We start from the raw sequence: 25,013 nt of genomic DNA on the forward strand, positions 1-25,013 counted from the left end.
AAGCTATTTTAGTGATAGAAGGCATGATTATTTATGGTAGCTTTGCATCTTTCCCCATCCTGTACGGATAAAGGTATGGATAAACGAAACCAGCGCAGCGAGAGAACCAAGCTCAGTATCATTTTGGCTGCGATTGAGTGCTACAAGGAAATGGGCGTACAAGGCGCCTCGTTAGAACTCATTGCAAAGAAAGCGAATTCAACAAAGCCGACTGTCTACTCTCATTTCGGCTCTAAAGAGAACCTGTATAAAGCCGTTGTTGAGTACATCATGGAAGAGGAGAAGCTCAATCATGCTTTACCTGATTTCAATCCAGCTATCGGTATTCGCCAACAACTGATCGACATTTTTACCCAGCAACTTGAACATGTCATGCAGTGTGAAAAGCGACGTCTACTTGTTGCTATTACTATTGAAGCCATGTGTCAGGGGAAATGCCATCTCAATGAGGTCGAGAGTATTAAAGCTTGCCCGATGGAGACTTGGCTTGAAGAAGCAATCCGTCACGGCGCTTTACCGCCGCAAAACACATCAGAACTGGCTACTAACCTTTGGGCGTTAGTTAAAGGGAGAACCTTCTTCCCCGTCTTCCTCGGTATGGCTCCGAACGACGCAACCGAACGTCAAGCTAACCTAGAGTCTGCAATAGACTTCTTTCTTGGCTGCCAAGGCATAAAGTAAAGGAGCCAACAGGCTCCTTTTTAATACCACTAGACTTCAAGCGAACCACCGTTAGAAGCGATCACTCCTTTATACCAGTAGTAACTTTTCTTAGGTTTTCGCGCTAGCGTTCCGCTTCCATCATCGTGACGATCAACGTAGATGTATCCGTAGCGCTTACTCATTTCTGCGGTTGAATTTGCCACAAGATCGATCGGCCCCCAACTGGTAAAGCCCATCAGATCGACTCCATCAAGCACCGCTTCCCTTGCCTGAACAAGGTGATCATTCAAATAAGCGATACGATAGTCATCGATAATTTCGCCATTTTCATCAACTTCATCGCGAGCACCTAGGCCGTTTTCAACGATAAAGAGTGGCTTTTGGTAACGATCATGAAGGAAATTGAGCAGAATCCGCAGACCTTTTGGATCAATTAACCAACCCCATTGACTCTTTTCGAGGTATGGATTTGGCACGCTATCAACAATGTTGCCCACCTCTTTTTGCTTAGGATCGGCGCTCGCACAGCCACTTGCGTAGTAACTAAATGAGATAAAGTCGACACTTGCACTCGCTAGCTCTTCTAGGTCACCCGGTTCCATTACAATTTCTATCTTTTGCTCACGGAAGTAACGCAGCATGTAGCCAGGGTACTTGCCTCGGGTTTGCACATCGCCAAAGAACAGCCACTTATTGTTTTCGTGCATCGCTGCAATCACATCGTCAGGATTACAGGTGTACGGATAGTTGAGCGCCCCTAGTAGCATGTTACCAATTTTTCCATCAGGTATGATTTGGTGACACAGTTTAACCGCTTTAGCATTCGCAACTAATTGATGATGAATAGCCTGATAGATCGCTTGCTCTGAGGCATCTTCTTCGAGCCCGACACCAGTAAACGGAGCATGCAACGACATATTGATTTCATTGAACGTTAGCCACAGCTTGACTTTATCTTTGTAACGTTCAAATACCGTGCTGGCGTAACGCTCAAAGAAAGTTATCAACTCGCGGCTCGCCCAACCACCATAATTTTCCACCAAAGCATAAGGCATTTCATAGTGAGACAAGGTGACAAATGGCTGGATATCGTATTTTGCCAGCTCATCGAAAATCTTGTCGTAGTAGGCTAAACCTTCCTCATTAGGCTCAAGCTCGTCACCATTGGGAAAGATACGTGTCCACGCAATTGAAAGGCGCAAACAGTTAAAGCCCATATCATTAAATAAGGCGATATCTTCAGGGTAACGATTGTAGAAATCGATCGCCAAATCCTTAATGCCATCGGTTCGCTGTTCGCGGGTTTGATGAGGGCTTAAGATGCCATTTGGCAACATATCTGATGTTGATAAGCCTTTGTTATCTTGATTAAAAGATCCTTCAACTTGATTGGCAGCGATGGCGCCACCCCAGAGGAAGTGGTTGGGAAATGTAGTCATGAACGATTCCTAAATCAGCATTAACATCTGCAAATCATTGTAGATCTGAAACTAGGAACAAATGAGGTCTGATTGATTAGCTGTTATTTCCTATTTTTGCCGAATTTACAGTGGATAATTTTCGTCATTTCGAGACCTTTACGACAATATTCATTCAGGACAAATATTATGCTTATTGTAGGATATTCAATAAGAGGACACGATTATGAACTACCGACATATTCTTGTTGCCCTTGAGCTTGAGGAAGAGACTAAAGCTCTTATTGACAGGGCCGTTTACTTGGCAAAATTAACCGACGCGCAAATCTCTTTTATCCATATTGATGGCTCACATGGTGAAATTTATCCAGAGTTAGTCGATTTAAAAGATAGCCCCGATCAACAACCCTTAGGTGAGCGTGCCATCGAACAAATTATCGCTTTTGAAGAGTACAGTCCGCTTTCAATCAGACAAATATTTGTGGGCACTGGCGAACTGGCTGACAAGCTCAAAAACACCATAGAAGACAACAATGTCGATTTATTAATCTGTGGTCATCACCATGATTTTTGGAGCAAAATTGTCTCTTACTCTAAGCATATCGTCGATAAGTCACCGGTTGATATTCTGGTTGTGCCTCTTTAGAAAGAGGGGATCACAACAATCTACTTTTATGGCGAGATGATAACGCTCTCGCCATTTCTTTTAGTATCTCCTTCACTCCGAAGCCAGTTCCACATGCTGACCCTTTTATTATGGAAGTTTTATTCCATAGTGATTGGAACAATTGGCTATTTTTCTCTGTCACCAACTGCACTAAATTAGCCCCATCGACATGAGCAAGAGCGGATTTTCGATAATTGGGGCATGTTCCAGCCATACGTTAATTGTTGACGCACCGAACATCAAACCCGACTGAATTCGTAATTTTTAGATAGTTAGGAGCCAACATGACTCATCCAATCATCAAAGACTTAAACACTCGTTACACAGCGAAAAAATACGATGCGACAAAACGTATTTCTGCAGAAGATATGCAAGTAATCAAAGAAGCTATCCGCTTATCTGCATCGTCAATCAACTCTCAGCCATGGAAATTCATCGTACTTGAGAGTGATGAAGCCAAACAGCGCTTCCACAACACGTTTGCCAACATGCACCAGTTCAACCAACCGCATGCAAAAGAAGCATCACACACTATTTTGTTTGCTCATAACCCGCACTTTACTAAAGAGCAATACGCAAAAGTTGTCGATGCAGAAGTAACTTCTGGACACCTGCCAGCAGAGCGTTACATGCTAAACGGTGCTTATGGTTTTGCTGAGCTAAATACAGATGAAACTGGCTTTAACGGCAACTGGACTAAAGCTCAAACCTATATTGCTTTGGGCAACACGCTGCACACTCTTGCGCGTATGGGTATTGCATCTACTCCAATGGAAGGGGTTGACCCTGAGCTAATCGGAGAAGTCTTCAAAGATGAGCTAGACGGCTATGTGTGTGATTTTGCTTTGGCTATGGGTTACCACAAAGAAGGTGAAGACTATAACCATGGTTTGCCAAAAGCGCGTCTTCCAATGGATGACGTAATCACCACACTTTAAAAACTAATTGAGAGAGTGACATCAACCATGACAAAGTTAACCATCATTGCCAATATCATTGCTAAAGACGGTCAAGTAGAGCTAGTAAAATCTGAGCTTATCAAGTTAATCGACAAGACTCGTGTTGAGCAGGGTTGTATTAACTATGACTTGCACCAAGACAATCAAAACCCAGCTCACTTTGTATTCCACGAGAACTGGGAGTCAGAAGCCGCGCTTGATCAACACTTGGCAAGCGAGCATATTGCGGCATACTCAGCAGCGGTAGAGGGCTCAATCGAGAGTTTTACTCTCAACAAGATGACGCACATTGCGTAATCGAGGATAATAGGCGGTGTTTTTTCCAACTGGAGCTCCGCCTTATGAATGTCACTCACCTCAAAGCACTATTGCTTGCCATCGAGCTGGGTTCGATATCCGCTGCGGCGCGCAAGTTAGGTAAAAAACAATCTCAGGTCAGTCAGTGGATTTCTGACCTTGAGATTGATTTAGGTGTCAGCTTTTTCGATCGAACAGGCAACAAAAGCACCCTAAGTGCTCAAGGTGAACAACTACTCCCTTCCCTAACTCATACTCTTGCACAACTTGATAAACTCAACCATCGAGCAACAGCACTTAGCCAAGGAGAGCCATCGTCCATTCGCATCGGACTTGAACATTATATTCCTGAGTCCCCGTTAACCAAGGCAATCACTACTCTTTTTCAACTGCCTAACTTGTGCCTAGAGATTTACCGAGCAGAGTTTCAAGAACTCAGCGAAGATCTGCACAATGGCGACACAGATATCGTCATCCGCCATGAATCAGGACAGCTGCATCAAACTGACATGGAATACGCCAAACTGGGCTGCTATCAAGAAGGCTTGGTCTGCCATCCTTCTCTGCCTCTAACGCAATCTCAGCCTATCTCTGTTGACGACTTAAGCCTGTTTAAAGAGTTGATTTGGGGAGAGCTTGGAGAAGAAGAGGGAGAAGGATTTAGCCCCGACTATGCGGTGATCAATGATCTAACGCTACTCATTCGATTGCTAGAAAACGGCCAAGGATTTGCGTTCTTGCCTCTTGATAATCTCCATCAACAGCTTAAATCGGGCTCTCTCGTCGCTCTAGAATCTGATTTTGAGCAAAGCGCGATCCCGCGCCGTGTTGAAGTAAACTGGCGTTCCGGCCTCACATTATCAGAGACCGGAAACAAGGTGATTGAGGCGATTAAAAACCTGCACCAATTTAGATAATGCGAGTGGTTACTGCTGCTCTAAATCAAACACTATCTTACCTTTTAGGATCGTCATCCAAATATCAGTGGCTTTTATCTTTTCTGGTGAAAGTTGGGTAATGTCATGAGAAAGCACGGCAAAATCAGCCGACTTACCTAGCTCAATCGAGCCCGTTACCTCATCAATACCTAGACTAGCAGCGGCATTAATCGTATAGGCCTCTATGGCGTCTTTAACGCTCGGTAAACCTGTTTTTCCCATAATCACACTGTTAGCGATCCCCACCAGAGGGTTGATGTCGTGAACGTTCCAGTCACTGCTTAATGATACGTTAGCACCTGTATCGAAGATAGCTTTTAGGTTCATCAAGGCTCTTGTGCGTTTAGCACCTAAGAAGGCTTCTGCCCACTGATGATCGTGGTAAGCGACGTAATCAGAGCCGACTTGGAAGTCTGCAGTCACATCTAATTTAGCAAAACGTGGCACATCTTTAGAATTGACTAACTCAACGTGAGTTAAGGTGTAATCTTTATCGCCACCTTGGCCGCGCATTGCTTCGATCGCGTTCAACGACTCGCGAATCGCTCCATCACCAATCGCATGGATATGAGCGCCATAGCCGATTTTGTCTAGGGCTTTTAACCACGTCTCCATCGCTTGTGGTGGAATATAGTTGATGCCATACGGTTCATCTGGAATATAGGTATCAAGATAAGGTGCGAGCGTCTTGGCGGTACCATTAACCAAAATACCATCGCTGTACATTTTGACTTGATCAACCAGCAACAACCCTGACGTATCTGCTGAGTATATCTCGCTTAAGAACGATAACTGAGGCTGCATACTGTCCGTTGGGTAAATCCAAGGCCTAAGCGAAACACGCGCCGTGAGATCCCCGCGCTTTTCTGCTTCTTGCCATACGTCATACCATCCGCGCTTCCAATATAAGCGACCATCACCAATCGTAGTAATACCATGAGCTCGCGCCTCTTCTAGCCCTGCCATAAGCCCTTCATAGCTTTGATCAAACTGCTCTTCTAAGCTGTTCCAAGCCATTTCCATCACGATATCGCCCGCATTATCAAACAAAATGCCATTGAGCTCACCGGTGTACTCATCCTTTAGGATCTTTCCGCCTTGTGGCTCAGGTGAGCTTTTAGTGATACCAGCAAGCTCTAGAGCCACCGAGTTAACCCACATAGAGTGAGAGGTTTGCTCCATAATAATGACAGGCTGATCTGGGAAAACGGAATCGATCACTTCAAGTGGAGTTCTCTCATTGTCTTCAGCAAGAAGTGCTTCAATTGAAAAGCCGTAGCCCATCACCCACTCCCTCTTGGTCGCGTCTTTGCGACACGCCTTAAGGTATTGGATTTGCTCCTCTAGCCCTGCATCCATGCTCACTTCGCATTGCCCGCCCGCCTCTGATGCTGCTTCAAAGACATGGTTATGATTATCGACAAAACCAGGCATTACATAAGCGCCTTCTAAGTCGAGCACTTCGGTATAACGATTGGTGAATTTATCTGATTCAGCGCTTTGGCCAATATAAAGAATTTTTCCGTTGGCGATGGCTATCGAATCTGCCGTTTGGTGACCATAAATCTTGGCGTTGGTTAACACCATATCCGCACTGTCTGCTGCAAAAGTATGTGTACTCATTGATAAGCTCGCGAGTAATGTCAGAGTGAAAGCTCGTTTCATTGGCTTGTTCCTTTTTATTCTTCCCTAACGCTTCTCAGTATAGGGGGAGTGAATACGCATAGCCTAACAAGTGACTCAATGAATAGAAAAATAGTCACTATCAGAGAATTGGGATAGCAACAAACCAACCCACGGATGCAAATAATTCAAAATGCAAATAGACAGGGCGTTGTACATCGTTAATATAAGGGGCAATTTTCGCTCTAATGGTTATCTATGAATAAAGCCTTTGTAATCCGTGCCCGCGCAGCTTCAACTGACCATAAGGTTTTCGTTGAGGGAGTCGGTGGCGACGCTCATTCCGAAATTCTTGCTCATGTATTGATGAATGCGATTTTCACTGCTCAATCTCATCGAGATGACGTGAAGGTCTATCTGGTCATTGAAAGTACCGCGGACTTTTCGCGCACTCTATGCTTTGAGTCCTCTCAGCTTTCCAACATTGGTGGCTTTCATGAATCGGCGTTAATCGCTTTAATTGCAAAAGCATTGGAGCACTCTGTCGGCATGAAAAAAGAAGAGCTGCGCAATGTGGCAGGCGGCTTAAGTGTCGAAACCATCAGCTTTGAAAAACTGGTTCAGCGCTTGGCAGAAGACTATACGCTTTACTTACTTGATAAAAAAGGCACGGACATTCGTGACGAGCCGTTTGATGGCAATGCTTGTTTTATCCTAACCGACCACATTCCAATGCCGAAAAAGAGTTGGAACAGTCTTAAGCGTTTAGGCACGCAAAAGGTCAGCCTTGGGCCTCAAATGCTGTTTGCGTCTCAATGTATCGTACTTATTCATAATGAGTTTGATCGACGCGGATAACGCAGTTAGTTAAAGTTCATATATAGGTACTAAACGCCTCGATAGCTCTAACTTCTTTAATACAAAAACGGCCGCTAACTAGCGGCCGTTTACAGTGTAAAGGGAAGTTATTTAAGCGTCATTGCCAGTGCAGCGGCAACGTTGCGTGAGGTCATCTCGACATTGAATGCCGCTTCTTTAAGTGCAGTCGGCAGATCGGTTGCACCGAGTACTACACTGTAGACTGCATCAATGCCGTGCTCATGCACAACGTGGCAATCTTGCGCGATACTTCCAGCAATACCAATCACAGGCAAGTCGTACTGTTTGGCAGTGCGAGCGACACCGATTGGTGTTTTACCATGAATGGTTTGGCTATCGATACGACCTTCACCAGTAATCACCAAGTCCGCATCTTTTACCACTTCGGCCAGATTGACTGCATCCATAACAATGCTGATACCTGGGCGTAGGCTCGCATCAAACAGACCAAGTAGAGCAGCACCAAGACCACCCGCAGCACCTGCGCCAGCTTGGTCTATCACTTCTTTACCGTTAGTTTGGCGAATCACCTCAGCGTAGTGAGCTAGGTTACTATCTAGCTGCTCTACCATTTCAGGTGTTGCGCCTTTTTGCGGGCCAAAGATATGAGACGCACCTTTCGGGCCACACAGTGGATTGTCAACATCACACGCCACTTCTAGCTTAACATCAGTTAGGCGACTATCTAGACCAGACAAATCAATGCTAGCTAGTTTTTCAAGCGCTCCACCCCCATAGGCTAAATCAGCGCCTTGTTCGTCTTGCAAGCGAGCCCCTAACGCTTGGGCCATACCAATACCACCATCATTGGTCGCACTGCCACCAATGCCCACAATGATATGCTTCACTCCAGCATCAAGCGCCGCTTTAATCAGTTCGCCAGTCCCGTAGGTCGTCGTTAACAGTGGGTTACGCTTTGCGGGTTCAACAAGATGTAAGCCCGATGCCGCAGCCATCTCGATCACGGCTGTTGAGCCATCACCCAACAAGCCATAGAAACCTTCAACAGGCTGACCTAACGGTCCTGTCACTGTTGCAGTGACAATGCGACCACCCGTTGCATCAACTAATGACTGCACAGTACCTTCACCGCCATCAGCCATTGGCAACTTAACAAACTCTGCGTCTGGCATTACTTTTTTAAAGCCGTTTTCAATCGCAGTCGCCACTTCCATAGCAGTTAAACTTTCTTTGTACGAATCAGGAGCAATTACAATCTTCATTTTCATTCCTTAAACAAATAAACCAAACACACCGAACATCATGGTCGAGACGAAGGCGATCATCAGACCTACCGCAGACTCGTATGGAATCAACTTCAGACGTTCGCGAATATCCATGTGAACTGCACCACCCGTCGCATGGAAGAAGCTGCCATGTGGCATGTGATCGAGAACTGTCGCTCCCGAATGAATCATTGCAGCGCCTGCTAATGCTGGCACTCCGAGTTCTAAAATTGTGCCGCTAAATACACTTGAAGCGACTGCCGTACCCGCCGTTGTCGACGCCGTTGCCAGTGCCATCATTGCACCTGAAATTGGTGCCAGTAAGAATGAAGGCAATCCAGATGCCGTCAATACATCAATCAATCCATCTTTAAGGCCAGAGTTAGCAATAATGCCCGCCAATGTACCTGTACCAAGCAACATTACCGCGACTGGTGCCATACGGCTAAGACCGGCAACAGCGAAGTGATTGGTATCTGCAAAGCGCCCCATTACTACGGCACCGATAAGTCCACCTAAAGGAAGCGCAATTAATGGGTCAACGTTAATACCAGCTATCGGGCGTAGAGACAGCAGTGCAATCGCAACCAATGGTGCAACAATCGCTGCCTTAAAAGCAGGTAGGCGCGAATGATCCACTTCTACCACTTCACACGCATCTACTTTAGAGCCTTTGTTTACAAGCTTTTTCGCAATGAAGTAAGCCAATACCAAGCCGCACAAACCAGGAATTACACCTGCCGCCATCACCGATGTCAGTGGGACATTAAACGCGTCGGCTGCTGCAATCGCGTTCGGGTTTGGTGACATCACATTACCCGCTTTACCACCGCCCACCATGGCTAGCAAAATTGCGGTCTTAGAGATATCAGCGCGGCGTGCAATGGCGAGTGCAATTGGTGCCACCGTAATAACAGCTACATCGACAAACACACCAACCGCAGTCAAAATCATCGTCGCGATAGCGAGTGCAAGAAGCGCGCGTGTTTCACCCACTTTTTTCACTATGGTTTCGGCAATCGACGTTGCCGCACCCGACTCAATCAATACGCCCGCTAGTACACCAGCGGCAAGAATACGGAGTACCGCAGTAACGATACCTTGCGCACCACCAATCATCAGTGAAACCGTGTCAGTCAGTGATACACCACCGACCACACCACCAATTAAGGCACCAATGATCATGCCGTATGCAGGCGGCACTTTTTTCAAAATAAGGGCAATGGCGACGACCAAAGCGGTCAACGCACCAAGGGTAGTGACTTCTATCATTTTGTTGTTATTTCCGATTATTTTGTGAACTGCCTGAAGAGTAAGAGCAGAGACAAATAAATTCTTTATGCAAAATGACAGATTTATTATTATCTGAAACGAACATTTTTGTGCAAATTGACAAAAACCTTCAAATAATCACACACATTTTAGGGCTAAATAAAGTTGAACTTTATGGTCTAACTTATTGATTTTTAAATCTGTAACTTCTTCAATCTTTTCTATTCGGTAACGCAATGTATTGCGGTGAATATGGAGAGCTGCACAGGTTTGAGCCAGATCGCAATCCTGAGCAAAAAATTCTTTTAACGTCTTAACCAGAACATCTTTACTGTCATGTTGCTGCAAAACTTCAATCGGGTGACTTATCTGATTGCGACGCCACTCATCTTGCTTCAAATTATCAATCAGAACCGACAGCTTATGCTCCTGATAAAATAAAATCGCGTCTTTGCTTTCATCGCTACAAGCTAGGGTCGCCTTTGCCGTTTCATAAGAGCGAGATAACCCGGTAAGGCCGGGGAAATACTCTCCCATGGCGATTTTGACCGTAAAGTCCGCCTCTTGAGCGATCCTCTTAAGCAGGCGTTTAACCCGCTTTTTCTCTTCAGCTTTGCTCCATGTATTGTCGACTAAGGTCACTGGCTTGAGCACGACAACTTCGTTTTGAGAGACAGACACAATACCAACAATGTTGTCTCGCTCTGGGTACTCCAACAGATGTACTAGCTTCTGCAACTGCTCTAACGTCAAAGGTTGACCTTGCTTAGGTATCACCTTAACTGTGGCAGCGATCCTTGGCTGAGCTAAATCCAAATCTAATCGTTCTGCTATCGATAGCAGCTGGGTTTCATTTAAGGTAGAACCCTGTATTAGCTGCAGCAGTAGCTCTTCTCTATGACGTTTATTCCACTGAATCTGAGCCATTAAATCAGCTTGCTCAACGATGAGTTCAGCGGTCATCTTAACCAGTTCGCCATAGCGTCTGACCTCTTCAGGCTGCCCCGAAATACCGACTACACCAATCACACTGTCTTGATGCAAAATAGGCAAGTTAATCCCTTCTTTTACACCAATCAGAGTACTGGCAACCGTATGATTAATTTCAACTGTTCGGTTGTCATGTATCGCCAATAAGGCGCCTTCATGGGTTCGGTGCAATCGCGCTGGATCGCTTGAGCCGATAATTATCCCGTTCTCATCCATCACATTGACAGGAAACTGGATAATTTTTGTCGCGCGCTCAACGATTTGTCTCGCGATTAACGTATTTAACTGCATCTCTTTACTCGTACTCGAAGCCTTAATCTTCCTAGGGCTAACATAGCACAACTCCCCCGCGCTTTTATTGCGCCAACAGTGCCTGCAGCTGAGTAACCAAGAAAAAATCCCGATGTAAGCACGCGAGGTGCCTGCTAAGACGAGGCCCGAATGAGCCTCTACCTGTTGCCTTACAACGGGAACGCGTACAAAAGGAGACGAAAAACTACGCGATTTAAGTAATATCAACCCGACTGATTTCCCCCACAACGGCTAGTCAGCAAGATTGATATATAGATACCAATCACCACCAATTGCTTGTCGTGATTGGTATGGGATAGCGAGGGAGAGGAGTCCTTGCTATCCCAGACGGAAACTAGAGGCAGTAGACCCTAATCTCGAATCGAATGTCCTGAGCGCTTCTCAATCGCTTTAATCAGCGCTGAGTGATCCCAGTCCTGTCCGCCTTGAGCCGCACACTCTTCAAACAGCTCTTGCGCATTTTGCGTATTAGGCAGTGCAACTTCCAACTCTTTGGCACCCGTTAGCGCTAGATCTAAGTCCTTCTGGTGCAACGAGATTCTGAAACCAGGGTCAAACGTGCCTTCAATCATACGCTCGCCGTGGACTTCTAAGATCTTAGAACTTGCAAACCCACCAAGCAGCGCTTGGCGCACACGTGCTGGATCAGCGCCCGCTTTTGAAGCAAACACCAGCGCTTCAGAAACCGCTTCAATGTTAAGTGCCACGATAATCTGATTGGCGACCTTACAAGTTTGGCCCGCACCGTTTTCTCCGACTAGCGTGATGTTTTTGCCCATCACCTCAAATAGAGGGCGAGCTTTATCAAACGCTTCTTGCGCTCCACCAACCATGATGCTTAGCGTAGCGTTAACCGCACCGACTTCACCGCCAGATACTGGTGCGTCTAGGTACTTTGCACCACTTTCATTGATGCGCGCAGCAATCGCTTTGGTTGCCATTGGTGAGATTGAGCTCATATCGATCACAAGCTTACCTTCAGCACCACCTGCATTCAGGCCGGCTTCAACACCTTTCTCGCCAAATAGCACATCTTCCACTTGTGGTGTGTTTGGCACCATAAGGATAATAACGTCTGCTGCTTCAGAGGCTGCTTGCGCAGAGTTAACAACTTGAGCTCCCGCATCCACCAAGTCTTTTGGCGCGGGATTAAAGTGATCAGATAGCACAATGTCATAACCGGCTTTTTGCAAGTTCGCTGCCATTGGGCGGCCCATAATACCTGTACCAATAAATGCAATTTTCATATTCTGTTCTCCGTAACGTTAGCCCACCCTTTGGTGGGCACAGACCGCACTTAGCGGTATAGGTTGATCCAATCTAAGCCTTCAGTGGTGGTGGTTTTCGGCTTGTACTCGCAGCCAACCCACCCTTGATAACCAAGCTCATCAAGATGTTTCAAGACGAATGGGTAGTTAATCTCCCCAGTACCCGGTTCATGTCTGCCTGGGTTGTCGGCTAACTGCACATGGGCAATTTGGTCGATGTTGGCACTCATGGTTGGCGCTAGGTCCCCTTCCATGATTTGCATGTGGTAGATGTCGTACTGAATGAACAGGTTGTCACTACCCACTTCTTTAATCACCGCTTTCGCCTGCTCAGTGGTGTTGAGGAAGAATCCCGGGATGTCACGCGTATTGATGGCTTCAATCACTAAGCGAATGCCAGCCTCTTTTAGAGCCTGCGCGGCATAACGTAGGTTGATAACAAATGCCGCGTGCGCATCATGTTGGCTTACCCCTTGTGGAACGATCCCTGCGAGGCAGTTGATTTGGGTATTACCCAATACTTTGGCGTATTCAATAGCCTTGGCGACGCCTGCTTGGAACTCTTCAATTCGGTTTGGGTCCACCGCGATACCGCGCTCGCCCGCCTCCCAATCGCCGGCCGGAAGGTTGAACAGCACTTGGGTAAGTTGGTTTTCATCCAGTTTCTCCTTGATTTGAGCGGCTTCTAAGGCGTAAGGAAATAAATACTCTACACCACTAAAACCCGCCTTTGCTGCGGCCTCAAAGCGATCTTCGAAGTCCAGTTCGGTAAACAACATGGATAAATTTGCTGCAAACTTTGCCATTTTGATTTCCTTATTCTGTTAGCTGTTGTTGATTAACGCCGTTGGTGCGTCGTCAGCGCTTTCTGCCAAGGCTTCGAACTCATTGATTGAGTCAATCTCGACGCCCATCGCAATGTTGGTTACACGCTCTAGAATCACTTCAACCACAACAGGCACCTTGTGCTTGTTCATTAATTCTTTCGCTTTAGCAAACGCCTCTTGCATCTGCTCTGGGTCAGTCACTCGAATCGCTTTACAACCTAAGCCCTCAACAACCGTCACATGGTCAACACCGTAGCCGTTAAGCTCTGGTGCGTTCTGGTTCTCAAACGACAGTTGAACACAGTAATCAATGTCGAACTGACGCTGCGCTTGGCGAATCAGACCAAGGTAAGAGTTGTTTACCAAAACATGGATATACGGCAGGTTAAACTGCGCGCCAACCGCCAGCTCTTCAATCATGAATTGGAAATCGTAGTCACCAGAGATCGCAACGATATCGCGATTAGGATCCGCAGCACGTACACCAAGTGCGGCAGGTGTCGTCCAACCTAGCGGGCCAGCTTGACCACAGTTAATCCAATGACGTGGCTTATACACGTGTAGGAACTGCGCTGCGGCAATTTGAGAAAGACCAATCGTGCTGACGTAACAAGTATCGCGACCAAACGCTTTGTTCATCTCTTCATAAACGCGCATTGGTTTAATCGGTGCATCGGTATAGTGAGTTTTACGTAACATCGTTGCTTTACGCTGCTGACATTCGCCAACCCACGCGCTACGGTTTGGTAATTTACCTGCGTCACGCCATTCACGCGCCACTTCCACCAGCAGTTCAAGTGCTGCTTTGGCATCAGAAACAATGCCAAGATCCGGACAGAACACACGCCCAATTTGAGTCGGCTCTATATCAACGTGAACGAACTTACGCCCTTTGGTATACACATCCAAAGACCCCGTGTGGCGGTTAGCAAATCGGTTACCAATACCAAACACAAAATCGGATTCAAGCAAAGTTGCGTTGCCGTAACGATGCGCCGTTTGCAGACCAACCATACCTGCCATCAGTTCATGGTCATCCGCGATGGAGCCCCAACCCATCAGAGTTGGAATCACTGGAACACCTGTAATTTCAGCGAATTGTTGCAGTAACGCTTCAGCTCCCGCATTAATAACACCACCACCAGAAACGATCACTGGGTTAGCAGACTCACACATCATTTCGATGGCTTTTTCTACCTGAGCACGTGTTGCTTTTGGTTGGTATGCCTCTAACGGTTCATAAGTATCAATATCAAACTCGATTTCCGTCAGCTGAACATCTAACGGTAAGTCAATCAGTACCGGGCCAGGTCTGCCTGAGCGCATTAGGTGAAACGCCTGCTGGAATGCACGTGGCACCTGTGCTGGCTCTAGTACGGTTGTCGCCCACTTAGTGACGGGTTTGGCAATAGACTCTATATCTACTGCTTGGAAATCTTCTTTATGCAGGCGAGCTCGTGGCGCTTGCCCTGTAATACAAAGGATTGGAATTGAGTCCGCTGATGCAGAATACAATCCGGTGATCATATCGGTACCTGCGGGACCCGATGTGCCGATACACACGCCGATGTTACCTTGATTGGTACGCGTGTAACCTTCTGCCATATGCGAAGCACCTTCCACATGGCGAGCAAGTACGTGATCAATACCACCGAGCTTTTTCATTGCCGCGTACATTGGGTTAATCGCTGCGCCAGGAACACCGAAGGCAATGTCTACACCTTCCTTCTTAAGTACTTCTACCGCCGCCTCAATTGCCTTCATCTTTGCCATGCGAACCTCCATTTCGATTGTATACAATTCAAAGATACTTTGTGTACTATGAATCATATTTAGAATTTGGCAACCCCTAAATGCAACATTTTTTCAACATAGAGCCATTGCTCGAAGCGAACACTAACCCCGAAAACCCTAGAAATCATTGCTTTATATAAAATATCTTTACATGAAAATATTTTTCTAAGAGAGCAAATGAAAAATAAATGTTAAATACCCTTTGATTGTTTACATGAATTGAAATATAAGTATTCGTGCAACATGATTTTTGTACACAAAATCATTCGATATTGTTTAAAGGAGACGAACAATGAGTCTGAACGATGTAGCAGAAAGAGAAGAAACCGCCTGTCTGCGCGTAGTCGGTAACATGGACAACCCTGAATACCAAACCATCCTTAACAAAGAAGCGCTCTCATTCTTAACCAAGCTGATTAAGAAGTTTGCTCCACGCCGAGATGCACTACTTGCTGCTCGCGAAGAGCAACAAAAGCGTTTTGATGCTGGCGAACTACCGAATTTCCGTGCGGATACACAATCTATTCGTGACAACAAGAGCTGGAAAGTCGCCACTCCGCCACCTGAACTGTTAGACCGTCGAGTAGAAATAACCGGGCCGATTGATCGCAAAATGGTGATCAACGCACTGAATTCAGGTGCTAAGGTCTTTATGTGTTGTTTTGAAGACGCCTCTTCCCCTACTTGGGAGAACATGGTCCAAGGGCAGATAAACTTGCGCGATGCCAATGCCCGCACAATTAGTTATCACGATGAAGCAAAAAACAAACATTATCAGCTCAGTGATGACCCAGCCCTACTGATTGCCCGTCCGCGAGGCCTGCACCTGCCGGAGCAATCGATCCAATTTGACGATAAACCCATTCCTGGTTGCTTGATGGATTTCGCGCTCTACTTCTACCACAACTACCTATCACGAGCAGAGCAAGGACTTGGGGTTTACTACTACATTCCTAAGCTAGAAAGCATGGAAGAATCACAATGGTGGGATGACGTTTTCTCTTTCACTGAAGATTACTTTGGTGTCGAACGAGGCACGATTCGTGCGACCGTTCTGATTGAAACGCTACCTGCCGTATTCCAAATGGACGAAATGCTTTACGCCATGCGTGACCATATCGTCGCAATGAACTGCGGCCGCTGGGATTATATCTTCAGTTACATCAAGACCCTCAAAAACCACACCGACCGCATTCTTCCAGACCGACATGTGGTTGGGATGGATAAAGAATTCCTTAATGCCTACAGCCAACTGTTAGTACGTACTTGCCATCAGCGTGGCGCCTTGGCAATGGGCGGTATGTCAGCCTTCATCCCAGCCAAAGATCCTGCAGAGATGGAGCGAGTGACCGCCAAAGTGATCGAGGATAAAGAGCGTGAATCGCGCAATGGCCACGACGGAACTTGGGTTGCACATCCAGCGCTCGTCGATTTGGCAATGTCTGTATTCGATAAAAATCTTGGCGGAAAGCCAAACCAACTCGATTTTGTCAGCCCAACACATGAAATTGGTGCTGATTTGCTGCTAAAGCCGTGTGAAGGGACACGCGATGAAGCTGGCGTTCGTAAGAATATCCGTATTGCGCTTTATTACATCGAAGCTTGGATTCAAGGCCATGGCTGTGTGCCGATCTATGGCTTGATGGAAGATGCCGCAACGGCAGAGATCTCGCGCGCTAATATCTGGCAATGGATTCATCACTCGGTCGAGCTTGATGATGGGCAAACCTTTACTAAAGAGCTTTTCCACCAATGGCTGTATCAAGAGCTCAACACTATCAAACAGGAAGTGGGCGATGCTCGATTCGCAGCTGGCCGCTTTGAACAAACCGCTGACCTTTTCTTCGAGCTGTCAACAGCGAAAGAGTTCGCCACCTTCCTGACCTTACCAAGCTATCAGCTTCTTAACGGGGCTGCGTAATACCAACCTAGTTCGTCTATGCGAGCTAGGGCGGTAGAACATTAACAGGAGATAACATGGGAAGTTTAACTCTAGATCAAGCACTCTCCGTCATTGACGGTACCTTTCAGGCAGGTTCAAAGAGCAAAAGCGCACCGCTCACGGTCGCCGTTCTCGACAGTGGAGGGAAACTCATCTCTCTACAACGCCAAGATGGTTCTAGTATGATGCGACCAGATATCGCGATTGCTAAAGCTTGGGGCGCACTAGCGCTCGGGTGTTCTTCGCGAAAGCTCGCTCAGGATGCTGACAATCGACCTGCATTTATCTCCGCTGTTAATGTTCTCGCACACGGTAATATGGTTCCGGTTCCAGGAGGATTGCTCATTCGCGATGCCGAGAAAAACATTCTCGGTGCAGTTGGGGTCAGTGGTGATCTCTCTGATATCGATGAAAGCTGCGCACTCGGGGGAATTGACCACGCCCAGCTTTATTGTGATGACGCCGTATCTTAGCACTGACTAACAAAGCAAAACAAAACGCCCTCAGCTGCACACGCAAATGAGGGCGTTTTTCTATTTCGTCTTTTCGAGGAGATTACTCGTATTGAGTGAGCCAGCCTTTCAAGATAGTGTTCATCTGTTTCTTCTGATTAGCATTAATGCCTTTAACCAGCTTTTCCTGTACTGCGGCGTGCTCTTCAATAATTTTGTCGATCAGCACATAACCATCTTGGCTCAGCTCAACCGTCACACTGCGACGGTCTTCTTTACTGTGCTCGCGGCTGATCAAACCTTTAGACTCAAGCTTATCTAATCGGTTCGTCATCGCGCCAGATGTCAGCATCATAGAATCAATCAGCTCTGAAGGGGTAAGGCGAAAAGGTTTACCACTACGACGCAAAGTCGCCAACACGTCGAACTCCCCAAGTTTCAAGTCATAGCGCTTATGTAGCTGAGCCACTTCTGTCTCCATATACTTGGCAATACGCATCAATCGACCCATTATCGCCATAGGTTCAGTTTCTAGCTCTGGCTTTTCCTTAGCCCACTGGTCTACTACTCTATCAATAGCGTCCATGAATATTTGTCTCCAGTAACAAAATGCTGTTTTGAATATCTTAACATAAAGATACTTTACAAACAGCGTTTTTAGGCGTACATTCCTCACAAAAGTATCTTAACGTAAAGATAGTTGTTATGAATATATTACTTGCCATGATTCCGGCGTTCTTTTGGGGAACCACTTATGCCGTCACGCAATACACACTTGCGGACTGGCCTCCCCTATTACTGGGTGCGATCCGTGCTCTACCAGCCGGACTTCTGTTGTTGGCATTTAAGCCAAGCCTGCCGAAAAAAGGCGACTGGCAGATTTTGTTTAGCTTAGGTTTGATCAATATTGCGACCTTCTTCGGGCTGATCTTTGTCATGGCGCTGACGTTGCCTTCTGCCATTTCTGGTGTTGGCATGATCTCAGTGCCTGTATTTGCGATGCTCTACAACTGGTTAATCAACAAACATCGCCCAGGCTTGATCCAGTCGGTATGTGGTGCCACCTTGATCGTGCTCGCTTGGATGCTGTTTGACCCAAGTTCAATTAGCCTAAATCCGATTGGTTTGGGGGCTATGCTCGCGGCGATCATGTGTATTGTGGTTGGCAGCTCGATCACTAAATCACTCGGCAATCGTATGCACTGGTGGACAGTCTTAACCTGGCAGCTCATCCTCGGTGGTGTGATTCTGTCTATCGCCGCAGGTGTTCAAGGGGCAATGGAACCGGCAAAATACGCTGCGATTTTCAACAACTTCTCAATGACCAATCTGTCTGGTTTGTTATGGGTTGTCGGGCTTAACACGGCACTAGGATACGGCATGTATGTGTGGCTATTGCAACGTATGTCTGTGGTCGACTTTACCTTTGGAGGTATCGCCAATCCTATCGCGGGTATCGTGTCTGGACTTATCTTGCTCGGTGAATCCTTTACCCCATTCCAGTACAGCTTGATGATCGGCATGATTGTGATGTCTTTGTTACCTCAAGCGATACTCGCCATAAGACAAAACAGGCCAGCGCCCGCTGAGTGCCAAAGCTAATAGGCACAAATTATCTCTCAAATAGCCGCGCCACTAAGCGCGGCTTTTTACTTTTTAAAACGATTCCTACGTGATTGCTATACTGACTAAGCTCATTTTAGAAAGGTGGAAGCAATGTGCGGAAGACTCAATGTCATCGACGATCCCTTGTGTAATATCGTCTGTGAACAGCTTGGCTTAAATTTTAATACTCATAGCAACAACGATTTACGTCCAACAGAACAGGTGGCTTGTTTAGCCAGTGATGGTAGCAAGCTACAACAGCGTAACCTCGCTTGGGGCATTAAGCCTGACTGGGCAAAGCGAGTTATCATTAACGCCCAAGCAGAAACTGTTTCACAAAAGCCCACCTTTGCCAGTTCGTTTCAGTTCAGTCGAGTGATTGTCCCATGCAGTGGCTGGTATGAGTGTCGTGAGGAACAAGGACGAAAGGTGAGATATCTATTTGAGCAGCCAAACAAAGGAGCTCTGTACATGGCAGCTATCGCACTCGAAAACAACTCAAAAGTCGTCACACTCACCACGAAACCCAATTCGCAATGCGCTCAATATCATCACCGCATGCCGCTAATGATTGACGCAAACCATGTTCTCAACTGGGTGACAGGAACCGCAGAGCAAGCTCACGCTTTATTAAATATTGAATACAATCAATCATTAACGATAAGCTAGCCTCCATAAACTCACCGTGTAGATTTTGCTCAAGCTCTCACCACCAAAAGGAGCCCTATTATCATGCACCCTTGGAATGCGTCAGTAAAAACAGCGTTAGAGCCCTTAGCCAACCATGACAACGCGCTGCAAATGAAATCCTACATGCGCGGCCAATTTCAGTTCTATGGTATTCAATCAACCCAAAGAAGAGAGGCATTAAAATCGTTGTTCGCTAAGCAGCAACTGCCCTCGGATAAAGAGCTCTCCGTCATCGTGAAGGAGCTTTGGCAGCTGCCAGAGCGTGAGTTTCAAATGGTCGCCGTCGACTTACTGATAAAACGTAAAAAGCTGCTCCCCGCGACTTTTTTAACTGAGTTGGAATGGCTGATCACAAGCAAATCTTGGTGGGACACGGTAGACATGCTCGCCACACATATCGCTGCAGCTCTCTTTAGCAATCACCCCAAACAAACTCTCGAATACTTAGAGCGTTGGCGTCATTCAGACAACATTTGGTTAAGGCGTACAGCGATACTTTACCAACTAAAATTCAAGCAACAGACCGATGAAAAGCGATTGTTTGAAACCATAAAAGAGAATCAAACCGACAACGAGTTCTTTATTCAGAAAGCCATTGGTTGGGCGTTAAGGGAGTACTCAAAAACTAACGCCACAGCCGTCGTCGAATTTATTGCTCAGCAAGACATTAGTGGTTTGGCAAAACGAGAAGGGCTTAAATGGCTCGATAAAAACAGCAAGGCAAACAGTTAACTCGTTACTCTAATATGGAGCTTGAGTGCACTTCTGCCTTGCTAGATTCAACGCTCTATTCGGCTTAGAAAATCGGCTTTTTCTTGTCCTTCACATAGAAAAACAAGCTGATCACGACAAACAAAAACGTAAAGTAGTAGAAGAATGAAGAAAGAGCGGCAATGAAGTCGATGTGTTGCTCTATCTGCTCTTGGCTATAATTTTTCGACAGTAATTTGTAGTAGTAAGCGTACAAAATACCAATCATCCCATAGCCAAGATTAAACATCAGCCCTTTAAAGCTCAATACTGTGGCTCGGTTGTGTGATTCGGTGTTTTTGTTGAGGTGGTTGCTAATGAAGATATTCATCGTCATTATGATGAAGATTAATAGCAACGCCGGAATCACCCCGTAAATTGACCAGCCTAAGCTAATCCAATAATAGGTCGCCATCGTCGCGATGCCCATAATGGCAATAAACCTTCTCGGAGCGATACTTTCTGCCAACTTTCGACTTTGCCCCGCTAATACTATTTGCAGCAAACTTACCCCCGCGCCAATCAACCCGAAGTAGATGATGGGGATATCAATCGCTCGATAGTACTGACTGTTCATGGTTAAAAACATCCGTGAAGTGTGCTCAAACAGGCTGTAGTAAAGCAGAATAAACAGAACATAGGGGGTTGAAAGAACCCACTTACCCGTATTCATGGTGAGCTTAAGGCTCGCGATTGTTGTTGCCAACTTACCGCTGTCACTTGGCAACGTCTTCCTCTCTTCCCTCATGCTAAATGCCGCGTACATAGCGATAAGAGCAACAAACAAGGTCGCATAAACAGGTATGCGCATTATATCCTGAGTCGTTTCTGGCGCTGAGAACCCCAGTAGATGATAGACAGAAGCCATAAAGTTAACGTCGTACATTGCAGCGCCTACCAAGGTCACAACTATGCCGACACTTGAAGCGATACGTAACTGAATCTGCAACACTCGCGGCCAAAGATCTTCTTTTCCCTGCTCTTTAAGCGTGTCATAAGCCAGTGCTTCATCGGCACCACTGGCCAATGCCATAGCTAAACCGCTCAAGACCCGGTTTACCAAAAACACCATGAAGACTAAGGTGGAATTGCCAGTCGGAACAAAGGCGATCATGGCGATTTCTATAAACATGACAATTGAGGACAGCACCACCAGCTTTTTACGCCCTAGAGTATCGGCAAATGCTCCAGATGGTACTTCTGCTAGAACGATGGTTGCCGCCCAAACGACATTGAGCATGGCAAACTGGGAAAGGGTCAAACCATAATCTAAGTAGAGTAAAGTGAAGACTGGATAGTAAAAGCGCGCAAAGTAGCTGCTGCGAAACATTAAGAAGCTGCGAACGTTGCGGATTTGAAGAATTTCTTTGAGAGTCATTGAATACTCAGCAGTTTGTATAACATAAGATTATGTATATACCCTTTTTTGATTGGACTCTAGAATCTTTACTAAGTTGACCAAGTCAAACACATCAAGCGATAAACAGATTCCATTATTAGACAACCTCCCTACTTGAGATTTTACACTGTAAAGCAGCTACATTACGTAACTAAGAAGTTTCGCTAAACGATAGCAACTAACCGAAATATGATAACTAAGAATTCAACTTTATTATTGGCATATGCCAATAATAAATCGCTATAGTGCTCTAAATTTCAATGAGTTTTGGAGCCAGCATGATCTACGCAATTCCTTGTATTAACAATGTGGTAAGTAATCACTTCTCTCGCTGCCAGCAAATCGCCATCATTGATTCCATCACGCGGCAAACACAGTACCTCTCTATCTCTAAGGATGAATCTTGTTGTAGTGCCAAGAAAAAGTGGCAACAGGTTATCGCTAGTTACAAAGTAGATGTTGTTGTAGTGAGAAACATTGGCCAAAATATGCTCAAAGGGCTGTTTCAATCTAAAGTTAAAGTGTTAGCCACAAAAGCGAAGCAAGATGTGCACAGCATCAATTTTGCCGAGCTGATTGCAGTAGAGAGTTTGGATTACGGTCGAATATCACCAAAGAAAAAAGCTTGTGGCAAAAACAACGCCACTCTCGCTTTGGCACCGTCGCAACCAAACTGGCGTTCAATCCGGAGGATTAGACGATGACGTTACTACTTACAGTACTTATTTTCGTGAGCTTTATTGCCTTAATGGCGATCGGAGTGATGTTCTCTCGCCGACCAATTCAAGGCAGTTGCGGTGGGTTATCGAAACTAAACATCACTAGGGAATGCGACTGCAAAGATGTGTGCGAAGGGACAAAGCGAACACTTTATCAAATCAAAGAGCCTGAGTAGCTCAAGTCTATTGAAGTTTTAGGGCATGACCTTGGATGATGCTGCTAGCAACCTTTTGCCTAGCGCGTTTAATGATGTTTCCAAACGTTTGGCGCGACACCTGCATTTGCACGGAGGCATCAATCTGATTCAGTCCTTCTTGATCGGCAAGTCTCAGTGCTTCTAGTTCATCCGGCAATAGCTCAACAATCTGTAACTCATCCATAGTCACACCATTGGGTTTGTAAAAAGCATGAGCTGCATGAGTGCAGATGTGACGATGTTTCTTAGGACGAGCCATGTTGAGTATCCAGAGGTAAAAATCCAGTTTGAATAACGCAAGATTGTAACAAGGGAGCGCATAAGAAACCATGCAGCTGGAAACTAGCGACTGTAGGCCGCTAGTTAAGGGAGTACTTTAACTCGATAAATTACGCAGTTTTGGATCGTCGGTTAGGTATTCAACAAACTCAATCTCAAATCCTGCAGGATCAACGAAATAGACATTTTTACGGTAAGGTTCTTCAGCGCCCGGTTTTGCGATAGGATAACCCGCTTCAACCAATCGGCCGATCACCGCATCAATGTTATTGGTGACATAAGCAAAGTGGGCTAGTCCTACCTGATGACCAGCCAGTTCTCGATTGTTTCCTTCACCGTGGTCACTCATTGCAATATATTGGTATTCATCGCCAAAATGCAGCCAGTTTCTCGGTTTGCCACTCCACTCTCCTTGTCCTTCATCTCGCACCGACCAATGTGGAAATGCCGCTTGATAGAACTTCAACATCTCAGGGATGTCCTTAACCACTAAATTAACATGCTCTAGTTGAATCATTGTTTTCTCCTTATCAATTCCTAGCCAACAAAAAGCATGCTAAAACCTCAACTAAGGTTGAGGTAAAGAACTTTTTTCATTTAATTCAAAACAATGTTTATTGGATACTTACATACGTAAAACCACTTCCTCTAGTCGACGTAAATCGCTTTATCAGGACAGCGGAAGTATTCAAAGATCATTGCGATATCTTCAGGCAGCACTCGCCCTTGTGAAAGTTGTGGTAATTGTTCGGGTAAGAAGAAATCGATCTCTGAGATTTCGATATTGGTCGTTGGCTCGCCAGACACGAAATCACATAGAAAAAACAGCTTATAGATATGAAATGGATACTCAGGCTGATAATTGTGGACGGCTCTGTCTTTTACTGCAATAAGCCGCGGGTTCTCAACCACAAAGCCAGATTCTTCGAGAACTTCGCGAACGACACCTTGCTTGGGTGTTTCGCACACATCGCCCCATCCACCAGGCAAAGTCCAGCAATCATCTTCACGCTCTCGAACCAACAGTATCTTGCCATCTTTGATGACTCCAGCACGCAAATCTATCTTAGGTGTCGGGTATCCGCTTTCTGGGATAAACAGCTTCTCTACTGCAGCAACAGGCGCATCGCTTAAGTGCGCGAACATCTGATGAGCAATGTGGTCAAGTTGCTGGTAGCGCTCTAAATCATACTTATCATGACCGTAGCTTTCTCCCGCTTGTGAGATCGCTTTAATCTGCTTTGCCCAATTCAGCCATGGTTGCATTGGAGACTCCGTTTTGCTTATTGCTGTTCGATAGGTTTAATCACTCGACACGGGTTACCTGCTGCGACAACGTTAGCTGGAATGTCTTTGGTCACAACACTTCCCGCTCCAACCACACTATTTTCACCGATAGTAACGCCAGGGCAGACGATCACACCACCGCCAAGCCAAACATTGTCGCCAATAGTAATCGGTGTACCAAATTCGACGCCTTCTTCCACACGACCTTTCACGTCGAGCGGGTGACCTGCGGTGTAGATTTGTACGTTAGGGGCAAAGAGGACGTTATCACCGATATGAACTTCAGCCACATCCAACACCACGCAGTTGAAATTAGCGTAGAAGTTTTTGCCGAGTTTTATGTTCGAGCCATAGTCACAACGAAATGGAGGTTCTAGGTACGCGTCTTTAGAGTCAGGGATCAACGTATCAATCGCGCTGCGCCACTCTTGGGTATCTGGAATACTATTGTTGAGCTTTTGCAGAACTTTACGACATTCAATTCGTTCGTTGTATAGCTCTTTGTCCCACGCATCATATGGCTCGCCAGCGAGCATTTTCTCTTTTTCGCTTCTCATATC

The 25,013-nt window shown here is 46.0% G+C and carries 27 protein-coding genes; 13 read left to right on the forward strand and 14 right to left on the reverse strand.

Features of this window, described 5'->3' with window-relative positions:
• Positions 1-75: 75 nt before the first annotated feature.
• Positions 76-681: a TetR/AcrR family transcriptional regulator gene (locus tag LYZ37_RS22660; RefSeq protein WP_171320317.1), complete on the forward strand. Its 606-nt coding sequence runs from the start codon at positions 76-78 to the stop codon at positions 679-681.
• 29 nt (positions 682-710) lie between these two features.
• On the opposite strand, the gene LYZ37_RS22665 is transcribed toward LYZ37_RS22660, so the two are convergent.
• Positions 711-2,102, reverse strand: a complete 1,392-nt coding sequence (locus tag LYZ37_RS22665; RefSeq protein ID WP_272787737.1) for a glycoside hydrolase family 1 protein — start codon at positions 2,100-2,102, stop codon at positions 711-713.
• Between the two features lie 205 nt (positions 2,103-2,307).
• Between LYZ37_RS22665 and LYZ37_RS22670 the strand changes: the two genes are divergently transcribed.
• The 4 genes from LYZ37_RS22670 to LYZ37_RS22685 all read left to right on the forward strand — a co-directional run bounded on the left by LYZ37_RS22670 (position 2,308) and on the right by LYZ37_RS22685 (position 4,921).
• Positions 2,308-2,727: a universal stress protein gene (locus LYZ37_RS22670; protein WP_069668695.1), complete on the forward strand. Its 420-nt coding sequence runs from the start codon at positions 2,308-2,310 to the stop codon at positions 2,725-2,727.
• A 305-nt stretch (positions 2,728-3,032) separates the two neighbouring features.
• Positions 3,033-3,686 carry a nitroreductase family protein gene (locus LYZ37_RS22675; protein WP_272787738.1) on the forward strand — a complete coding sequence of 218 codons (654 nt, stop codon included), beginning with the start codon at positions 3,033-3,035 and terminating at the stop codon, positions 3,684-3,686.
• 27 nt (positions 3,687-3,713) lie between these two features.
• Positions 3,714-4,004 (forward strand): putative quinol monooxygenase, encoded by a 291-nt coding sequence (locus LYZ37_RS22680; RefSeq protein WP_272787739.1) that lies wholly within the window; start codon positions 3,714-3,716, stop codon positions 4,002-4,004.
• Positions 4,005-4,048: 44 nt separating this feature from the next.
• Positions 4,049-4,921: a LysR family transcriptional regulator gene (locus LYZ37_RS22685; RefSeq protein WP_272787740.1), complete on the forward strand. Its 873-nt coding sequence runs from the start codon at positions 4,049-4,051 to the stop codon at positions 4,919-4,921.
• Between the two features lie 9 nt (positions 4,922-4,930).
• Here LYZ37_RS22685 and LYZ37_RS22690 read toward each other — a convergent pair whose 3' ends face one another.
• The gene (locus tag LYZ37_RS22690) at positions 4,931-6,607 is read right to left on the reverse strand and encodes an amidohydrolase (RefSeq protein WP_272787741.1); all 1,677 of its coding nucleotides are present in this window, start codon (positions 6,605-6,607) and stop codon (positions 4,931-4,933) included.
• A gap of 216 nt (positions 6,608-6,823) precedes the next feature.
• Between LYZ37_RS22690 and trmY the strand changes: the two genes are divergently transcribed.
• The gene (trmY, locus tag LYZ37_RS22695) at positions 6,824-7,423 is read left to right on the forward strand and encodes a tRNA (pseudouridine(54)-N(1))-methyltransferase TrmY (protein ID WP_171320325.1); all 600 of its coding nucleotides are present in this window, start codon (positions 6,824-6,826) and stop codon (positions 7,421-7,423) included.
• A gap of 107 nt (positions 7,424-7,530) precedes the next feature.
• On the opposite strand, the gene LYZ37_RS22700 is transcribed toward trmY, so the two are convergent.
• The 6 genes from LYZ37_RS22700 to gcl all read right to left on the reverse strand — a co-directional run bounded on the left by LYZ37_RS22700 (position 7,531) and on the right by gcl (position 15,112).
• Complete coding sequence (locus tag LYZ37_RS22700) at positions 7,531-8,667, reverse strand: glycerate kinase (RefSeq protein WP_272787742.1); 1,137 nt, start codon at positions 8,665-8,667, stop codon at positions 7,531-7,533.
• Positions 8,668-8,676: 9 nt separating this feature from the next.
• Positions 8,677-9,942: a GntP family permease gene (locus tag LYZ37_RS22705; RefSeq protein WP_004412799.1), complete on the reverse strand. Its 1,266-nt coding sequence runs from the start codon at positions 9,940-9,942 to the stop codon at positions 8,677-8,679.
• Positions 9,943-10,080: 138 nt separating this feature from the next.
• On the reverse strand, positions 10,081-11,223 hold the full coding sequence (locus LYZ37_RS22710) for a sugar diacid recognition domain-containing protein (RefSeq protein WP_272787743.1): 1,143 nt from the start codon (positions 11,221-11,223) through the stop codon (positions 10,081-10,083).
• 371 nt (positions 11,224-11,594) lie between these two features.
• Positions 11,595-12,491 carry a 2-hydroxy-3-oxopropionate reductase gene (locus LYZ37_RS22715; RefSeq protein ID WP_272787744.1) on the reverse strand — a complete coding sequence of 299 codons (897 nt, stop codon included), beginning with the start codon at positions 12,489-12,491 and terminating at the stop codon, positions 11,595-11,597.
• Positions 12,492-12,541: 50 nt separating this feature from the next.
• Entirely contained in the window at positions 12,542-13,318 is a 777-nt protein-coding gene (gene hyi / locus LYZ37_RS22720; protein ID WP_239823833.1) for a hydroxypyruvate isomerase, read from the reverse strand.
• Positions 13,319-13,336: 18 nt separating this feature from the next.
• The gene (gene gcl / locus LYZ37_RS22725; RefSeq protein WP_272787745.1) at positions 13,337-15,112 is read right to left on the reverse strand and encodes a glyoxylate carboligase; all 1,776 of its coding nucleotides are present in this window, start codon (positions 15,110-15,112) and stop codon (positions 13,337-13,339) included.
• Positions 15,113-15,425: 313 nt separating this feature from the next.
• Between gcl and aceB the strand changes: the two genes are divergently transcribed.
• Positions 15,426-17,054 carry a malate synthase A gene (aceB, locus tag LYZ37_RS22730; RefSeq protein WP_272787746.1) on the forward strand — a complete coding sequence of 543 codons (1,629 nt, stop codon included), beginning with the start codon at positions 15,426-15,428 and terminating at the stop codon, positions 17,052-17,054.
• Positions 17,055-17,110: 56 nt separating this feature from the next.
• Positions 17,111-17,548, forward strand: a complete 438-nt coding sequence (locus tag LYZ37_RS22735) for a GlcG/HbpS family heme-binding protein (RefSeq protein ID WP_004747389.1) — start codon at positions 17,111-17,113, stop codon at positions 17,546-17,548.
• Positions 17,549-17,630: 82 nt separating this feature from the next.
• Here LYZ37_RS22735 and LYZ37_RS22740 read toward each other — a convergent pair whose 3' ends face one another.
• Positions 17,631-18,113, reverse strand: coding sequence for a MarR family winged helix-turn-helix transcriptional regulator (locus LYZ37_RS22740; protein ID WP_171320329.1), 483 nt, complete (start codon positions 18,111-18,113; stop codon positions 17,631-17,633).
• 119 nt (positions 18,114-18,232) lie between these two features.
• On the opposite strand from LYZ37_RS22740, the gene LYZ37_RS22745 reads away from it, so the two are divergent.
• From LYZ37_RS22745 to LYZ37_RS22755, 3 genes are all read left to right on the forward strand, one after another.
• A complete protein-coding gene (locus LYZ37_RS22745) occupies positions 18,233-19,129 on the forward strand; it encodes a DMT family transporter (RefSeq protein WP_272787747.1) in 897 nt (298 codons plus the stop codon).
• A gap of 114 nt (positions 19,130-19,243) precedes the next feature.
• On the forward strand, positions 19,244-19,801 hold the full coding sequence (locus LYZ37_RS22750; RefSeq protein WP_272787748.1) for an SOS response-associated peptidase: 558 nt from the start codon (positions 19,244-19,246) through the stop codon (positions 19,799-19,801).
• A 63-nt stretch (positions 19,802-19,864) separates the two neighbouring features.
• Complete coding sequence (locus tag LYZ37_RS22755) at positions 19,865-20,554, forward strand: DNA alkylation repair protein (RefSeq protein WP_272787749.1); 690 nt, start codon at positions 19,865-19,867, stop codon at positions 20,552-20,554.
• 64 nt (positions 20,555-20,618) lie between these two features.
• On the opposite strand, the gene LYZ37_RS22760 is transcribed toward LYZ37_RS22755, so the two are convergent.
• Positions 20,619-21,950, reverse strand: coding sequence for an MFS transporter (locus tag LYZ37_RS22760; RefSeq protein ID WP_272787750.1), 1,332 nt, complete (start codon positions 21,948-21,950; stop codon positions 20,619-20,621).
• 299 nt (positions 21,951-22,249) lie between these two features.
• On the opposite strand from LYZ37_RS22760, the gene LYZ37_RS22765 reads away from it, so the two are divergent.
• Both LYZ37_RS22765 and nqrM read left to right on the forward strand, forming a co-directional pair.
• Positions 22,250-22,675, forward strand: coding sequence for a NifB/NifX family molybdenum-iron cluster-binding protein (locus LYZ37_RS22765; RefSeq protein ID WP_272787751.1), 426 nt, complete (start codon positions 22,250-22,252; stop codon positions 22,673-22,675).
• Positions 22,672-22,866: a (Na+)-NQR maturation NqrM gene (gene nqrM, locus LYZ37_RS22770; protein ID WP_004747401.1), complete on the forward strand. Its 195-nt coding sequence runs from the start codon at positions 22,672-22,674 to the stop codon at positions 22,864-22,866. The genes LYZ37_RS22765 and nqrM overlap by 4 nt, the downstream gene beginning before the upstream one ends.
• A 7-nt stretch (positions 22,867-22,873) precedes the next feature.
• Here the strand turns inward: nqrM and LYZ37_RS22775 are convergent, their stop codons facing one another.
• The 4 genes from LYZ37_RS22775 to LYZ37_RS22790 all read right to left on the reverse strand — a co-directional run bounded on the left by LYZ37_RS22775 (position 22,874) and on the right by LYZ37_RS22790 (position 25,010).
• A complete protein-coding gene (locus tag LYZ37_RS22775) occupies positions 22,874-23,146 on the reverse strand; it encodes a DUF134 domain-containing protein (RefSeq protein ID WP_272787752.1) in 273 nt (90 codons plus the stop codon).
• Between the two features lie 117 nt (positions 23,147-23,263).
• Positions 23,264-23,683 (reverse strand): VOC family protein, encoded by a 420-nt coding sequence (locus LYZ37_RS22780; RefSeq protein WP_272787753.1) that lies wholly within the window; start codon positions 23,681-23,683, stop codon positions 23,264-23,266.
• 131 nt (positions 23,684-23,814) lie between these two features.
• On the reverse strand, positions 23,815-24,432 hold the full coding sequence (locus tag LYZ37_RS22785) for an NUDIX hydrolase (RefSeq protein WP_272787754.1): 618 nt from the start codon (positions 24,430-24,432) through the stop codon (positions 23,815-23,817).
• A gap of 17 nt (positions 24,433-24,449) precedes the next feature.
• On the reverse strand, positions 24,450-25,010 hold the full coding sequence (locus tag LYZ37_RS22790; protein WP_272787755.1) for a sugar O-acetyltransferase: 561 nt from the start codon (positions 25,008-25,010) through the stop codon (positions 24,450-24,452).
• Positions 25,011-25,013 lie beyond the last annotated feature (3 nt).

Origin of the sequence: Vibrio tubiashii (assembly GCF_028551255.1) — a bacterium.
Classification (GTDB): domain Bacteria; phylum Pseudomonadota; class Gammaproteobacteria; order Enterobacterales; family Vibrionaceae; genus Vibrio; species Vibrio tubiashii_B.